The sequence below is a fragment of the Zobellella endophytica genome, from assembly GCF_003012775.1.
In the GTDB taxonomy this organism is placed as follows: domain Bacteria; phylum Pseudomonadota; class Gammaproteobacteria; order Enterobacterales; family Aeromonadaceae; genus Oceanimonas; species Oceanimonas endophytica.
Window position 1 is genome coordinate 417,492 of sequence record NZ_PXYG01000001.1, and the last position, 14,380, is coordinate 431,871.

Below are 14,380 nucleotides of genomic sequence, written 5' to 3' on the forward strand. Positions count from 1 at the left end.
CGGAAACAAAAACCCCGGGACGCACCCGGGGTTTTTTTTTGAGCGAAAGGAGAGCTGCCGGCGGCTATTTTTTCAGCATATGACCGAGTTTGCCGGCCTTGGTATCCAGATAGTGCTCGTTAAACGGATTGCGCCCTTCCTGCAACGGCACTCGCTCCACCACTTCGATGCCGAAGTTTTCCATCGCCTTCACCTTGCGCGGGTTGTTGGTCATCAGCTTGAGCTGTTTGACACCCAGGCTGCGGAGCATATCGGCACAGATGGTGTAATCGCGCATGTCGGCGGCAAATCCCAGTTCAACATTGGCTTCCACCGTGTCCTTGCCCTGATCCTGCAGGTGGTAGGCGTGGATCTTATTGAGCAGGCCGATGCCCCGGCCTTCCTGGCGCACATACAGCAGAACCCCGCGACCTTCCTTGGCGATCTTTTCCAGGGCGGCCTGCAGCTGGAAGCCACAGTCGCAGCGTAGGCTGAACAGGGCATCGCCGGTCAGGCACTCGGAATGGATGCGCGCCAGCACCGGCTGCCCCTCATCGACCTTGCCCATGACCAGGGCGGCATGGTCCTTTCCCGTGCCCTTTTCTTCAAACCCGACCAGGGTAAAAGTGCCCCAGGGCGTGGGCAATTTTGAGTTTGCCATCCGGGTAACACTGCTCATGGCGTTCCTCTTGCGTTATCTCGTCAACGAAAAATGGCGGCTATTGTAAAGCGGATGGGCGTACAGGTATAGGCGCAATCTTGCGGAGGGTCATGTTAATTAATTGTATGATATGCCTTTATTGGCCAACTCGGGTATAATACGGGCCGCGCGGCGCCCTGGGTGCCCGGACTCATGATTTACTGGAGGATGCAATGTCTGAACTCGCTCCCGTCATCACCGTCGATGGCCCGGGTGGAGCCGGCAAGGGAACACTTTGTCAGTTGCTGGCCGAAAAACTGGAATGGCATTTGCTGGACTCCGGCGCCATCTACCGCGTGCTGGCGCTGGCGGCACTGCATCACAATGTGGCGCTGGGCGATGAGAGCGGCCTGATGCCCCTGGCCGCCCACCTGGATGTACAGTTCCCGGTGGTCGATGGCCACATCAAGACCATACTGGAAGGGGAGGATGTCTCCCGTTCCATCCGCACCGAGCAGGTGGGTGAAGCTGCCAGCAAAGTGGCGGCCTTTCCCCGGGTGCGCGAGGCGCTGCTGCGGCGCCAGCGGGCCTTTCGGGTCAAACCCGGGTTGATTGCCGACGGGCGGGACATGGGTACAGTGGTGTTCCCCGACGCACAGGTCAAGATCTTCCTCGATGCCAGTGCCGAGGAAAGGGCGAACAGACGGCTTAAGCAGTTGCAAGACAAGGGCTTTGATGTTAGTTTTGACCGCCTTTTAAGCGATATTCAGGCGCGTGACGATCGGGACAGAAACCGGAGCGTAGCGCCCCTAAAAGCAGCCAACGATGCGTTGGTTATCGACTCGACCGCCCTGTCCATCACCGAGGTGCTGGACAAAGTGCTGAGTCATACTAAGGTTATGCTTGGTCGCTGATGCGATTTGGCAATGCCAGCCTTATGGAAGAGGCAGGCCAATGTTAATCACCCCACCGGTGCCGGATTGCCCTGTGGATGTTCAACTTTAAAAGTGTATCCATTAAACATGACCGAATCTTTTGCTCAACTCTTTGAAGAGTCTCTGAAAGAACTGGAAACCCGTCCGGGTTCCATCGTTAAAGGTACTGTGGTTGCCATTGAGAACGGTATCGTTCTGGTTGACGCAGGCCTGAAGTCCGAATCTGCCATTCCTGCCGAGCAGTTCAAGAACGCCCAGGGCGAGCTGGAAATCAGCGTTGGCGATACCGTTGACGTGGCGCTGGACGCAGTGGAAGACGGCTTCGGCGAGACTCTGCTTTCCCGCGAAAAAGCCAAGCGTCACGAAGCCTGGCTGCAACTGGAAAAGGCCTACGAAGATCAGGAAACCGTTGTTGGTGTCATCAACGGCAAGGTCAAAGGCGGTTTCACCGTAGAAGTGAACAGCATCCGTGCCTTCCTGCCCGGCTCTCTGGTCGACGTGCGTCCGGTACGCGACACCCTGCACCTGGAAGGCAAAGAGCTTGAGTTCAAAGTGATCAAGCTGGATCAGAAGCGCAACAACGTAGTGGTTTCACGCCGTGCCGTGATCGAAACCGAAAACAGCGTTGAGCGCGAGCAGCTGCTCGAAAACCTGCAGGAAGGCCAGGAAGTCAAGGGTATCGTCAAGAACCTGACCGACTACGGTGCTTTCGTGGACCTGGGCGGCGTAGACGGTCTGTTGCACATCACCGACATGGCCTGGAAGCGCGTCAAGCATCCGTCCGAGATCGTGAATGTCGGCGACGAAATCAACGTCAAGGTGCTGAAATTCGACCGTGAGCGCACCCGTGTGTCTCTGGGCCTGAAGCAGCTGGGCGAAGATCCGTGGGTCGATATCGCCAACCGTTACCCGGAAGGCACCCGTCTGTCCGGCCGCGTGACCAACCTGACCGACTACGGCTGCTTCGTTGAAATCGAAGAAGGCGTCGAAGGCCTGGTACACGTGTCCGAAATGGACTGGACCAACAAGAACATCCACCCGTCCAAAGTGGTTTCCGTTGGCGACAGCGTAGATGTGATGGTACTGGACATCGACGAAGAACGTCGTCGTATCTCCCTGGGCCTGAAACAGTGCAAGTCCAACCCCTGGCAGCTGTTTGCAGAAACCCACAACAAGGGTGACCGTGTTTCCGGCAAGATCAAATCCATCACCGACTTCGGTATCTTCATCGGTCTGGACGGCGGCATCGACGGTCTGGTTCACCTGTCCGACATCTCTTGGAACGCCAACGGTGATGAAGCCGTACGCGAATTCAAGAAGGGCGACGAGATCGAAGCCGTGGTGCTGCAAGTCGATCCCGAGCGCGAGCGCATCAGCCTGGGCGTGAAGCAAATTGACGAAGATCCTTTCAATAAGTACCTGTCAGATAACAAGAAAGGTGCTATCGTTAAGGGTACCATCACCGCCGTTGACGCCAAGGGTGCCGTGGTAGATCTGGAAGAAGGCGTGGAAGGTTACATCCGCGTTGCCGACATCTCCCGCGACCGCATCGAAGACGCTTCCACCGTGCTGAGCGTGGGCGAAGAAGTCGAAGCGCGTTTCATGGGTGTTGATCGCAAGAACCGTACCGTCAGCCTGTCTATCCGTGCGAAAGACGAAGCTGAAGAGAAAGCCGTAATGGATAACCTGAACCAGCAACAAGAAGAAGTTGGTTTGAGTGCCATGGCCGAAGCTTTCAAGGCTGCGAAAGGCGAATAAGCCTGTCCGAATTCAAAAGGGGGCCTTCGCGCCCCCTTTTTGTTTGGTGCAGAGGAGCAAGACAGCATGACAAAATCTGATCTGATTGAGCGACTGGCAGAGCAATACAACCACCTTTCCGCCAAGGAAGTTGAAAACGCCATCAAGGAAATTCTTGAACAGATGGCGACCTCTCTGCAAACCGGTGATCGTATCGAAATCCGCGGTTTCGGTAGTTTCTCGCTGCATTACCGTGCGCCTCGTCAGGGCCGTAACCCCAAGACCGGTGAACGCGTCGAGTTGACCGGCAAGTATGTGCCGCACTTCAAACCGGGCAAGGAATTGCGTGAACGGGTCAACCCCGATTAATACCAATACTGTATGCGTCCGATATCACTTTTCATGGTAACCCGGCTGGCGACGGCCGTGTTTTTCCGGGATAATGCCAACACGCTAAATCAGGAAGTTGAGAGGGGAAGGTGAAAATTATTCTTGGCCTGGTGATCCTGGCAATCTTATTTGGTGTGGGCCTGACCCTGGGCTCGCAAAACGATCAGTTGATACATGTTAACTATTTGCTGGCGCAAGGGGATTTCCGTCTTTCGTCCCTGCTCGCGGTGGTGTTTGTCGCCGGCTTTCTGCTCGGCTGGTTGGTGTTCGGCTTGGTCATGTTGCGTCTCAAGATGAACAACAGCGGCCTGCGCAAGAAGGTAGAACGTCAGCATAGGGAATTGGAAGAACTCAGGGCTTTGCCTGTTAAGGATTGACGAGCCCGATGCTGGAATTGCTGTTTCTGCTGCTACCGGTGGCCGCTGCCTACGGCTGGTATATGGGGCGCAGGGGAGTCCGGCAGGATGTTCAGAAACAATCCAATAATTTCTCCCGGCAATATGTTGCCGGGTTGAATTTTTTACTGTCCGATGAGCCGGACAAGGCCGTCGACCTTTTTATTCAATTGCTGCAGGTCGACAGTGAAACCATCGAAACCCACCTGGCCCTCGGTAATCTGTTCCGCTCCCGCGGCGAGCTCGACAGGGCCATCCGTATTCACCAGAACCTGATCGCCCGCCCCAATCTGTTGCTGGAGCAGCGTCACCTGGCGATGCTGGAGCTGGCCCGTGACTTTCTGGCGGCCGGTCTGCTGGATAGGGCCGAGCATATCCTGGCCGAACTGAAAGACGATCCGGATTATGAAGAAGAGGCTCTCGGCCAGTTGATGCAGATATATCAGCAATTGCGCGACTGGGAAAAGGCCATCGTGGTTGCCGAGCGGCTGAAGAAGCGCCAGGGTGTCAAGGCGATGACACCCATGGGGCACTTCTACTGTGAACTGGCCGAGCAGAAATGGCGCCAGCAGGATATCAAAGCGGCTATCCATCATTTCAAGAAAGCCCTCAAGGCTGATCCCGGTTGTGTCCGGGCCAATATTCGTTTGGGGGCTCTTTATATTGCCCAGACCCAGTGGTCACCGGCGGTTCATTGTCTGATGCAGGTCACCGAGCAGGATCCGGATTTTATCAGCGAGGTCCTGCCCGACTTGCAGCGCTGCTATCGGGAGCTGGGTAAGGACGGCGACTTTATTCGCCGGCTCGAGCAGTGGGTTACCCAGGACAGCGGTGCCAGCGTGGTGCTGATGCTGGCCGATCGGATCAGCGAAACCCAGGGGACGCTCGGTGCCGAGCAACTGGTACTGACGCAATTGCAGCGCCATCCTACCATGAAGGGCTTTTACCGGCTGATGTCTTACCATGCGGCCAATGCGGAGCAGGGGCGGGCGAGAGAAAGCCTGGAAATGCTCAAGGCGCTGGTGGCGGAACAAATAAAGGCCAAGCCTAGCCATCGCTGCGGCCAGTGTGGCTTCTCGACACATACGTTATTCTGGCAGTGCCCTTCCTGTAAGCAGTGGGGCAGCATAAAACCGGTGCGCGGCCTCGATGGGGAATAGTTTCACAACCGGGATCAGGGATTCGGGACTGGGGAGCGAAGCTGGCACCGCAGACTCCGCCGGTGATAATGGCTTGTCTTTTGTCCCAGCCCTAATTCCTCGAAATATGTAATAAAAGAATTAAAAGGTAACCTATGCAAGATTCAAGAAACCATGATCCCAAGATCCTCATTGCACTCGACTTCGCCGATCGGCAAGAGGCCATGGCGCTTGTTGCCAAGCTGGATCCCAGCTGCTGCCGGCTGAAGATCGGCAAGGAAATGTTCACCCTGTTCGGTCCGGAGTTTGTTCGTTCGCTGGTGAATGCCGGCTTCGACGTCTTCCTCGATCTGAAATTCCACGATATTCCGAATACTGTGGCCAAGGCGGTGGCCGCCGCGGCCGAACTGGGGGTATGGATGGTCAATGTCCACGCCAGCGGCGGCCCGCGGATGATGCAGGCGGCCCGGGAAGCCCTCCGGCCCTACGGTGACAAGGCGCCTTTGCTGATAGCGGTCACGGTGCTGACCAGCATGACCGGCGAAGAGCTGCACCAGGTCGGTGTGTTGCGTTCGCCGGCGGAGCAGGTACTGGCGCTGGCCCGGCTGACCCGGGATTCGGGGCTGGACGGGGTGGTCTGCTCGGCACAGGAGGCCAGCCTGCTGAAAGCGGAGTTGGGCCCCGACTTCAAGCTGGTAACTCCGGGTATACGCCCCGCCGGCAGCGATGCCGGCGATCAGCGTCGTATCATGACACCGGAGCAGGCACTGGCCGCCGGCAGCGACTACCTGGTCATCGGCCGGCCCATTACCCAAGCGGCGGATCCCGCAGCGGTGCTGGCCGATATCAACGGCTCCCTCGCCTGTTGACCATCAGTGTCCCGCAGGCCCGACGACATGGGCCTGCGGGCTATTTTGTCCGTCTCGCATGAGCCTATCGATAATGACCGAGTCCGCCGAGCTGCTGTCTATCGTTCGCCAACCCATGCCTTTTGGTAAGTACAAGGGCATGGCATTGTTGAGGCTGCCCATGGCCTACCTGTGTTGGCTGGAGCGCAAAGGCTGGCCGGCGGGCTCGCTGGGAGAGCGCCTGGCCCTGGTGTACGAACTGAAGTTGAATGGCCTCGACCAGGGGCTTTACCCGTTGTTGGAATAGCCCTGGCGATAACGACCGATATGCGGTCCAGTCAGTGCGTCCGCTCATTGTATCGAGTGATCTACCATTCGAAACGGCTATTCATCATCACGGCCTAAAATCAATTTGAACGACGGGTCAATTCCGCCTTTTTCCATCATTTATTGCTGAGGGCAGAGGCGGACCAATGAGGCGGCTCAGGAAGGACATAGCAACCGAATGATTTGCCGTGGGTATCGGCGAGTACTCTCCGGGAGGGCTTGAATGAGGAGATAACGGCGGACGAATTGAAAGTGCTCTGGAAAAAAATCAGGGCCTGGCGGCCCTGACCAGTATTTACAGTTTACTTGATGAGAAACTCATCGATATTGGCGCCATTGTCCAGTGCCTTCTGGATAACGGCAGGCTTGCGGCCCTGGCCGGTCCAGGTCTTGTATTCACCGTTTTCATCGGTGTAGGCATATTTGGCCGGGCGCTTGCTGCGGCCTGCGGCGGATTTCTTGCTCGGTTCGGCCAGCTCGGCCAGCTCATTGATATCGATACCGTCGGCGGCCAGCATATTGACGTATTCTTTCAGCTTGCGTTCGTGTTCTGCAGCAGCAGCGCGTTCTTCGGCTTCGGATTCACGACGCTCTTCGACGACAGACGTTAATTTGGCCAACCCTTCTTCCAGTTGCTCCAGAGTCAGTTCACGAGCGGCGGCGCGCAAGCTACGGATATTGAGCAGAGTTTTCAGGAATTCGGTCATTGAGTTCACCTGTGGTGTCATTTAGTTTTGTTTTAAGATGTTTTAAATTTACAACGTCCTTTTTGATGTGGCAAGTCAATTAATGTAAACAAAATTAAAAATGTTCTATTCTTAATATTATGCTAGCCGGGTGGGGGTTAATTGTTGCATTGCATTTTGCAAGTGTGGTCGCTTAATAAGAATTTTACCAGATTAAAGCCATGGCGCCGGGCACAGCCTTCATGTAATACCCTATTGGTCAATTCGTATTTTTAACAGTTTTTTGTGAACCGACCAGCATTTATTAATGGTGGTTCCAAATAGTTGATCCCGTATTCGACACTGGCCCCCGGGGGATGGCAGTTAACCAAAAATTTACAGTTTAATCTGTTGATTTTCGCTCACCTGTCAGTAAAATCCTCCAGCTTACCTGCGTAGAGGTGCATATCTCATCAGTAAGCCAGCTCAGGGTGATGCCGTTTATCCTGGTGGAAAGGGAGGTGTGCCGAAGTCGTGTCGCTTACTCCGGCTGCCCGGCTGGGATCGGTTCCGAAAGGGCCGATACTGTCATGAATATCGTTTCATGGTGCGCTACTGCTGGGGAATGAAAGGCAATATTGTTATGAGTGCCTGCTCCTGGCGGTTAATCTTGAACAGTCAAATTCAGGCATTGTCATGGAATCACATCCTTTTATCCAAACCTTCTGGTCTCTGTTGCCTCCGCTGCTGGCTATCGTGCTGGCTATTCTGAGCCGGCGGGTATTGTTCTCCCTTGGCCTCGGTATCGTCCTGGGTTCTTTGCTGCTGCAGCAATTCAATCCGCTTGCCGTCGTCACCCATCTGTCGTCGAGTATCGGCTCCCTGTTCTGGTCAGATAATGCCATTAACGAGTGGAATGTGAACATCCTGCTGTTTCTGCTGCTGTTGGGGTGCATGATCAGCATGCTCAGCCGGGTTGGTGCCACCCTGGCCTTTGCCGAATGGGCGCAGGCTCGCATCAAAACGCGGCGACAAGCCAAGATGATGACCGGGTTGCTGGTGTTTATCTTCTTTATTGATGATTATTTCCATAGCCTTTCCGTGGGCACCATCTGTCGGCCGGTTACCGACAGGTTTCATATCTCCCGGGCCAAGCTTGCCTATCTGCTCGATTCAACGGCGGCCCCCATTTGCGTATTGATGCCGGTGTCGTCCTGGGGTGCTTATATTATCGCCCTGATCGGCGGTGTTCTGGCCAGTTATCAGTTGACCGGGCAAAGTGCATTCAGCGCCTTTATCACCATGGCCGGCATGAACTTCTACGCCATTTTCACCCTGCTGATGGTGTTGTTGGTGATCCGCGGAGGCTGGGATCTGGGAGCCATGGACCGCCATGAGCGGATGGCGATGCAAGGGGAGTTGTTCGATCGCGCCAAGGGAACACCGCCCGGGGTGGCCGACAGCGCGACCCGTGCCGGCCATGTCAGCGATTTGTTGCTGTCGATTGGCGCCCTGACGCTGGTGACGGTGGTGTCGCTGCTGCTGACCGGTGCCCAGGTACTGACCGCGAATGGGGCGACCTTTACTCTGCTGGCGGCTCTTGAGAACACCAACGTGGGTCGTTCCCTGGTGCTGGGTGGCAGCGCCGGCGTGCTGATGTGCGTTTTCGCCATGCTCCGCCACAAGGCGAAAGCCGCGGCCTGGGGACATGCCCTAAAAGTGGGCGTGAAAGGCATGGCTCCGGCCATTTACATCTTGCTGTTCGCCTGGACCATCGCCGGTATGATTTCCGAGCTGGAAACCGGCAAGTACCTGGCTTCCCTGATGCAGCAGAGCATGCCGTTGTTCCTGTTGCCGGCCATTCTGTTCCTGCTGGCCGGGCTGATGGCCTTTGCCACCGGAACCAGCTGGGGCACCTTCGGCGTCATGCTGCCGATCGCGGCCGACATGACCATGGCCATCGATGCCGGGCTCCTGCTGCCCGGCATGTCGGCGGTGATGGCCGGTGCCGTCTTCGGGGATCACTGTTCGCCGATTTCGGATACCACCATACTTTCCTCCACCGGGGCCTCCTGCCACCATATCGATCACGTCATCACCCAGTTGCCTTATGCGTTGTCCATTGCCCTGGTGAGTGTCGCAGGTTACCTGGCGCTCGGTTTCACCGCCTCCCTGACGGCCGGCTTTGTGGCGGCGGCGATGTGCTTTATGCTGGTGCTGGCCCTCTGGGCCTGGCAACAGAGAGGCTGAGCAACGATGGCGTCACTGCACTATAAATACGCGGCCATGAACTCGGGCAAGTCGACCCAGCTTATCCAGGCGCATTTCAACTACCGGGAGCGGGGGCTGAGCCCCTATGCCCTGACGCCACGGCTGGACACCCGTGCCGGGGTGGGGATGATCAAGGCCCGGGTCGGGCTGCAGCTGGAGGTGGACACCTTTTCCCGGGACTGTGATCTCTTCATGCTGGTCAGCGACCGGCTGGCGCAGTACAAGACCGATGTGCTGATCCTGGATGAAGCCCAGTTCCTGATCCGGGAGCAGGTATACCAGCTGGCCCGGGTGGTGGATGAGCTGGATATTCCGGTGATGGCCTATGGTCTGAAAACCGATTTTCGCGGCGAGCTGTTCGAAGGGGCCTACTACCTGTTGTGTCTGGCCGACAAGCAGGAAGAGCTGAAAACCATCTGCTGGTGCGGCAACAAGGCGCACATGAATGCCCGCCTGGGCGCCGATGGCACCGTGTTGCGGGAGGGGGATCAGATTGAAATCGGCGGCAACGAGCGCTATGTGGCGTTGTGCCGCCGGCATTACATGCAGGGCAGGGTCAGGGGCTGAACGAACACCGCAGGGGGCCGCGGCTCAATCCAGCCGGTGCTGGCTGAGGCGGTTGCTCCAGTTCACGGCCTGTTCGTAGCACTGGCTGCTGGTTTCTTCGCTCAGTCCCATAAACGCCAGGCGGCGCTGCAGCTGGGTCCAGTTGGCCTGCTCGTGGTCATGCACCAGTCCCATCAGGAAGCCGAGTTCTCCCTTGTTGTCGAGCAGGGCCTGACTGACCGACTCCGACACCGGCAGTTGGGGCAGGATGTCCGCCATGGGCCGTTCCAGCAGCACATCCAGCAAGGAGAACAGGCCGCACATAAAGGCATCATCCAGCAGGCCGATATTGGTTTTTTCCGCCAGCAACTCACACCACTTGGCACGGATAATCGACAGGCGATAGAGCTCCATGCTCTTGTGCTTGCTGACGTAGGCGGTCATGACCAGGGCGGTGAAACGCTTTAGCTGCTGATGACCGAGATAGACGATGGCATTGCGCAGGTTATCGATACTCTGGTGGCGATAACCCATATGCAGGTTGTTTACATAGCGCAGCAGATTGTAGGAAAGAGACAGATCGCGGCTGAACAACTCGGTCAGGGTGTCGTAATTGACCTCGTGTTCACTGACCACCGCCAGCAACTCGAACGCGGTCATTTCATCGGTAGTCAGAATGCGCTGGCGGATCACCTGGGGTTGCTGAAAGTAATAGCCCTGAAAGAACTCGAATCCTGCCCGCTGGGCGGCGTTAAATTCTTCCCGGGTTTCTACCTTCTCGGCAATAAAGCGCAGCTGCGGGTAACAGCGACAGGCGTCAATAAAGCGGGCGCAGTCCTCAATGGAAATCTGTCGCAAATCCAGCTTGATAAAATCCATATAGGGCAGGAATTCATCCCAGCCGTTGCCGGGCAGGTGATCATCCAGCGCCAGTTTCAGCCCCAGCTGTTTCAGGCGCCTGACGCAGTCCAGCAGGACCTGGTCGGGCATGGCATTTTCCAGAATTTCGATGACCAGGCGATGCTGGTGAAAGGCATCGGCCATGCCCTCGCGCAGCAGGCTGTCCGGAAAATTGACGAAGCACAGGGCGTTGCCGACCAAATCTTCGATTTTCTGGCTCAAGAACTGTTCGGCCATCAATCGGCGGGTAGCCAGCTCGGCTCCGATGTCGGGAAAACGATTTTCCAAACCAAGGCGAAACAACAGCTCATAACCCAGGGGAATTCCGTTTTTATCAAGAATGGCTTGTCTGGCTACAAAACTATGCATGATCGTCCGGCGTACTAAATCAGGCCGAGGAATATACAGTATTTTCATCGGCTTGACAAAGCGTGACCGGATGAAAAAAGCGCCATTCCCGGCGCTTCTCAGTCAAGCCCATCGGCGCTGTTCAGAACTTATAGTTCATCTGCACCCCAAAGAGGTAGGCGTCGCCGCCGGAGGTAAAGGCAAAGCCATCTTCCACCACATCCACTTTCCTGCCATCGAGGAAGGCGAAGGCGGCGTCGACGCTCAGATTCCGGCTGTAGGCGTAGGTGGCGCCCAGGGTATACCAGGTCCTGTCGACATCGGGAATGGAAATGGAACGGTGATCTGCCGGCACCGGCGATTTGTCATAGGCAAGCCCGCCGCGCAGCGTCCATCGATCATTCAACTGGTGAGTGGCGCCGGCGCTGATCCGCCAGCTGTTGTTAAAGTTTTCATCCTTCTGGAACAGGGTGTCGCCCTGATTATTGAGGGCCCTGAGCTCTTTAAAGCTGTTCCATTCGGTCCACATAATGCCGTAATGCAGGGCCCAGTCCGGCCGGAGCTGATGAAAACCGGACAGTTCGGCGATTGCCGGCAAACTGAGGTCCAGGCTGCCGGGGATGGAATTGCCCGCGGTACCCGCAGGGAGGCCCAATGCCTGTGAGCCGGGTGGCAAGGCGCTGGAATAATTGCCTTCGAGCGTTAGATCCACTTCTGAACGATAGGTCAGTGCCCAGCGATTCTCGTCATTGGCTTCAAACAGCAGTCCGATATTCCAGCCATAGCCCCAGTCGTCGCCGGCAAGGCGAACAAATTCCGACGTCGGTTGTATGCCCAGCCCCGGATTCAGGGCGGCAACCCCCGAATGGCGGATCAGTTCCGCATCGGCATAGACGGCGTTAAAACCGGCGCCCAGGGAAAGATGCTCATTCACTTTAAACGCGATGCTGGGATTCAGGTTCAGCGTGGTCAGCGATGTCTTGCCCGCCACCGGGCCGGCATAATGGTTATCCTGAAAGGTCGTCGACAGGCCGTAATTGGTAAAAGCACCGAAGCCGGCCACCCATTGTTCATTGATAGGATGAACGTAATAGAAAAAGGGGACCACGGCGTCATCGGCGATATCCGTGGATTCGGTCGCCAGCCCGGCCAGGGCGGCACCGCCGGCTTGCTGAGGGGTTGGCTTGCCTGTTACATCCACGTCCGGATTGATATAGATGGCCCCGGTTGACAGCGCGGGGCGGTCGAACAGGGTCATGGCGGCCGGGTTGCGCCCCAGCACGGCGGCATTGTCGCCGACGGCCCCTTCCCCGGCATAGGCACGACCGAGACCTGTCGTATTCTGCTCGGCCAGCTGGAAAGCGGCGGAATGGGCTTGCCCCGCCACCACGGCAATGGAAGCGGCGAGCACGGACAGCTTCAACGTCTTTTTGCTCATAGAAGACTCTCTTCTCGTTGTTATGTGAATCGGGCGCGACTATTTTTGCGCTGGCAAGTGGTATGAACTCTTACCAGTTGAGAGCATAAGAAAGTGTAATGAAAAAGTAAAACACTTGTTTACAAAAAAGGAGCCCTCAGGCTCCTTTTGTGAGCGTTATCAAAGCTTAAAGGTCGGACTCCATCCGCCGGAAACCCAGCACTACGGACTTTCCCGGCTCCTTGTCGAGCCGGCTGATCAGGATGCAGGCCAGGCCGCACACGAGGAAACCGGGCACGATTTCGTACAGATCGAACAGGCCGCCGCTGAGCTGTTTCCAGCCGATCACCGTCAGGGCACCGAGCACGATGCCGGCCAGGGCGCCGTTGCGGGTCAGCCGGGGCCAGAACACCGAGAGGATGATCACCGGGCCGAAGGCGGCGCCGAAACCGGCCCAGGCATAGCTCACCAGGCCCAGTACCGTGGTCTGCGGATCCAGGGCGATCAGCATGGCGCACACCGCCACGCCCAGCACGGCAAAACGGCCGACCCAGACCAGTTCGTGATCCTGGGCGTTGGGTCTCAACCAGCGCTTGTAGAAATCTTCGGTAATGGCGGAAGAGCAGACCAGCAGTTGGGAGTCGATGGTGCTCATGATGGCGGACATGATGGCGGCGATCAGCAGGCCGGCCACCCAGGGGTTGAACACGGCGTTGGCCAGTGCCAGGAACACGGTTTCCGGATTATCGAGCGGGGCATCGGCAAAATACACGGCACCGGCCAGGCCGACGCCGAGGGCGCCGATCAGCGACAATATCATCCAGCTCATGGCGATACGGCGCGACAAGGGGACCGAGCGCGGGGAGTCGATGGCCATGAAACGGGCCAGGATATGGGGCTGGCCGAAGTAACCGAGCCCCCAGGCCAGCAGGCTGAGCCCGCTCAGCAGGGAAAAGTCATGGAAGATATCCAGCTTGCTGGCGTCCATGCCCTCCAGGGTGGCAAAGGTCTGCTCCATGCCGCCCAGCTCGGTCATCACCACCCAGGGCATCACGATCAGCGCCAGCAGCATCAGGATGCCCTGGAAGAAATCGGTCCAGGACACCGCCAGGAAACCGCCCATGAAGGTGTAGGCAACGATGACGCCGCCACCGATGATCAGGGCGGTCAGGTAGGGCAGTCCGAACACCTTCTCGAACAGGATGGCGCCACCGACCAGGCCGGAGGCGGTGTAGAAAATAAAGAACACCAGTATGGTGACGGCGGAAATGACCCGGATCAGCCCGGACTTGTCCGCCAGCCGGTTTTCCAGGAAATCGGGCAGGGTCAGGGAGTCATTGGCCTGTTCGGTATACACCCGCAACCGTCTGGCCACGAACAGCCAGTTGAGCCAGGCGCCGATCACCAGGCCGATGCCGATCCAGGCCTGGTTGATGCCGTAGAGAAACACGGCGCCCGGCAGGCCGAGCAGCAGCCAGCCGCTCATGTCCGAGGCGCCCACGCTCAGGGCCGCTACCCCGGGCCCGAGACGGCGGCCGCCGAGGATATAGTCGCTCAGTGAGCTGGTGGCGCGGTAGGCCACCAGGCCGATAAGCATGGTCAGCAGGAGGTAGCCGACAAAGGTGATCAAGATGGGGAGTTCGATGGTCATAAGAGCCTTCCTGTTGTTCCGAACCGTGTTTTCGCTTCCATGTGAGCGAGAGAGCCAAATGTTACACCAATACGCCGGGCAACACCCAGTGGCAGGACCAATTTATTCGCCGGAGATAACGCCGAAACCACCCCGGGCCTCTGGCGAAAGTTTTATTTACCGACAAGGAGTTACGGAAGGGACAAGGGAGCC

14 protein-coding genes and 1 riboswitch are annotated in these 14,380 nt (G+C 57.2%); of the genes, 9 read left to right on the forward strand and 5 right to left on the reverse strand.

The features are described 5' to 3' along the window. Positions 1–64: 64 nt before the first annotated feature. Complete coding sequence (ribA, locus tag C7H85_RS01830) at positions 65–658, reverse strand: GTP cyclohydrolase II (RefSeq protein WP_106728011.1); 594 nt, start codon at positions 656–658, stop codon at positions 65–67. A gap of 194 nt (positions 659–852) precedes the next feature. Here ribA and cmk point away from each other — a divergent pair, with 194 nt between their 5' ends. The 7 genes from cmk (at position 853) to C7H85_RS01865 (ending at position 6,370) form a co-directional block, all read left to right on the forward strand. After that, on the forward strand, positions 853–1,533 hold the full coding sequence (cmk, locus tag C7H85_RS01835; protein WP_106728012.1) for a (d)CMP kinase: 681 nt from the start codon (positions 853–855) through the stop codon (positions 1,531–1,533). A 108-nt stretch (positions 1,534–1,641) separates the two neighbouring features. Then, positions 1,642–3,312 carry a 30S ribosomal protein S1 gene (gene rpsA / locus C7H85_RS01840; protein ID WP_106728013.1) on the forward strand — a complete coding sequence of 557 codons (1,671 nt, stop codon included), beginning with the start codon at positions 1,642–1,644 and terminating at the stop codon, positions 3,310–3,312. A 39-nt stretch (positions 3,313–3,351) separates the two neighbouring features. Then, a complete protein-coding gene (ihfB, locus tag C7H85_RS01845; protein ID WP_483887913.1) occupies positions 3,352–3,660 on the forward strand; it encodes an integration host factor subunit beta in 309 nt (102 codons plus the stop codon). A gap of 110 nt (positions 3,661–3,770) precedes the next feature. Beyond that, positions 3,771–4,058 (forward strand): LapA family protein, encoded by a 288-nt coding sequence (locus C7H85_RS01850; RefSeq protein ID WP_106728015.1) that lies wholly within the window; start codon positions 3,771–3,773, stop codon positions 4,056–4,058. An 8-nt stretch (positions 4,059–4,066) separates the two neighbouring features. Then, a complete protein-coding gene (lapB, locus tag C7H85_RS01855; RefSeq protein ID WP_106728016.1) occupies positions 4,067–5,236 on the forward strand; it encodes a lipopolysaccharide assembly protein LapB in 1,170 nt (389 codons plus the stop codon). 134 nt (positions 5,237–5,370) lie between these two features. Continuing rightward, positions 5,371–6,084, forward strand: a complete 714-nt coding sequence (gene pyrF / locus C7H85_RS01860) for an orotidine-5'-phosphate decarboxylase (RefSeq protein ID WP_106728017.1) — start codon at positions 5,371–5,373, stop codon at positions 6,082–6,084. Positions 6,085–6,157: 73 nt separating this feature from the next. Next, positions 6,158–6,370, forward strand: a complete 213-nt coding sequence (locus C7H85_RS01865; protein ID WP_245879532.1) for a DUF3820 family protein — start codon at positions 6,158–6,160, stop codon at positions 6,368–6,370. A gap of 322 nt (positions 6,371–6,692) precedes the next feature. Here C7H85_RS01865 and C7H85_RS01870 read toward each other — a convergent pair whose 3' ends face one another. Continuing rightward, the gene (locus C7H85_RS01870) at positions 6,693–7,097 is read right to left on the reverse strand and encodes an H-NS family histone-like protein (protein WP_106728019.1); all 405 of its coding nucleotides are present in this window, start codon (positions 7,095–7,097) and stop codon (positions 6,693–6,695) included. Positions 7,098–7,503: 406 nt separating this feature from the next. Next, a riboswitch (Lysine riboswitch) is annotated at positions 7,504–7,678 on the forward strand. Between the two features lie 73 nt (positions 7,679–7,751). Between C7H85_RS01870 and C7H85_RS01875 the strand changes: the two genes are divergently transcribed. Next, positions 7,752–9,305: a Na+/H+ antiporter NhaC family protein gene (locus tag C7H85_RS01875; RefSeq protein ID WP_106728020.1), complete on the forward strand. Its 1,554-nt coding sequence runs from the start codon at positions 7,752–7,754 to the stop codon at positions 9,303–9,305. Positions 9,306–9,311: 6 nt separating this feature from the next. Further along, positions 9,312–9,893 carry a thymidine kinase gene (locus C7H85_RS01880; RefSeq protein ID WP_106728021.1) on the forward strand — a complete coding sequence of 194 codons (582 nt, stop codon included), beginning with the start codon at positions 9,312–9,314 and terminating at the stop codon, positions 9,891–9,893. A gap of 24 nt (positions 9,894–9,917) precedes the next feature. Here the strand turns inward: C7H85_RS01880 and C7H85_RS01885 are convergent, their stop codons facing one another. From C7H85_RS01885 to putP, 3 genes are all read right to left on the reverse strand, one after another. Continuing rightward, positions 9,918–11,141 (reverse strand): EAL and HDOD domain-containing protein, encoded by a 1,224-nt coding sequence (locus C7H85_RS01885; RefSeq protein ID WP_106728022.1) that lies wholly within the window; start codon positions 11,139–11,141, stop codon positions 9,918–9,920. Between the two features lie 121 nt (positions 11,142–11,262). After that, a complete protein-coding gene (locus C7H85_RS01890; protein WP_106728023.1) occupies positions 11,263–12,558 on the reverse strand; it encodes an outer membrane protein transport protein in 1,296 nt (431 codons plus the stop codon). Positions 12,559–12,724: 166 nt separating this feature from the next. Further along, on the reverse strand, positions 12,725–14,188 hold the full coding sequence (gene putP / locus C7H85_RS01895; RefSeq protein ID WP_106728024.1) for a sodium/proline symporter PutP: 1,464 nt from the start codon (positions 14,186–14,188) through the stop codon (positions 12,725–12,727). Positions 14,189–14,380: the final 192 nt, after the last annotated feature.